This window comes from Bradyrhizobium sp. Ken01 (genome assembly GCF_055807355.1).
The window spans coordinates 1-241 of the sequence record NZ_JBVVPC010000287.1 but is presented as its reverse complement, the minus strand read 5'-3'; the positions used below and the strand labels follow the sequence as shown (position 1 = coordinate 241).

Sequence of the window (241 nt, the reverse complement as noted above, 5' to 3'; positions counted from 1 at the left end):
ATCAGCCTGTCGCGCGCCATCTCGACGGCAATTTTCAGCGCCGGCTTGGCGGTGCGCTTGCCGGAGCGGGTCTGCAGCATCCACAATTTGCCGCGCTCGATGGTGAATTCGAGATCCTGCATGTCGCGGTAGTGCTTCTCCAGACTATCGGAGATGGTGACGAAGGACTGGAACGCGTCAGGCATCAGCTTCTGCAGCGACGGCTTGTCCGAGCCTGCTGCGATACGCGCCGCTTCGGTGA

General features: G+C 61.4%; 1 protein-coding gene. It reads right to left on the bottom strand.

Features of this window, described 5'->3' with window-relative positions; translation table 11 throughout:
* Positions 1 to 241: PEP/pyruvate-binding domain-containing protein (locus AC0L3S_RS39690; RefSeq protein WP_473285438.1), on the bottom strand; the 241-nt coding region annotated here is incomplete at both ends.